Below are 357 nucleotides of genomic sequence, written 5' to 3'. Positions count from 1 at the left end.
AGATCCAGAGAGTCCAGGTCCGCCGTCGTGGCGGTCACCGTCGCTTCGGTGGGGCCGTAGGTATTCAATAGCCGCAGTGCAGGTGGCATGGCCGCATTCCAGCGCAGTACCCTTGCCGGCTGCGCCGCCTCGCCACCGATCACGCAAAGGCGCACACCCGCTCCCATGGCCGCCACTGCAGGCGGCAGCGTCTCCACCAGCACATGCCAGAAGGCGGTCGGCAGATTCAGTACGCTGATGCGCTTGCGCACAACCCAGGACCAGAAGCGCTCGCCATCGGTGATCGTCTCCTCGTCGCGCAGCACTAGCGTCGCACCATGGCACAACGCCATGAAGCACTCTTCGACATACGCATCA

General features: G+C 64.4%; 1 protein-coding gene. It reads right to left on the bottom strand.

The genetic code is table 11. The features are described from left to right. Positions 1–357, bottom strand: a 357-nt coding sequence (locus tag AC1KVG_RS21795; protein ID WP_481095811.1) for an AMP-binding protein, incomplete at both ends; no start/stop codon positions are given.

The organism is Xanthomonas sp. NCPPB 3959 (assembly GCF_056675575.1).
This window is presented reverse-complemented; position numbering and strand designations above follow the sequence as displayed.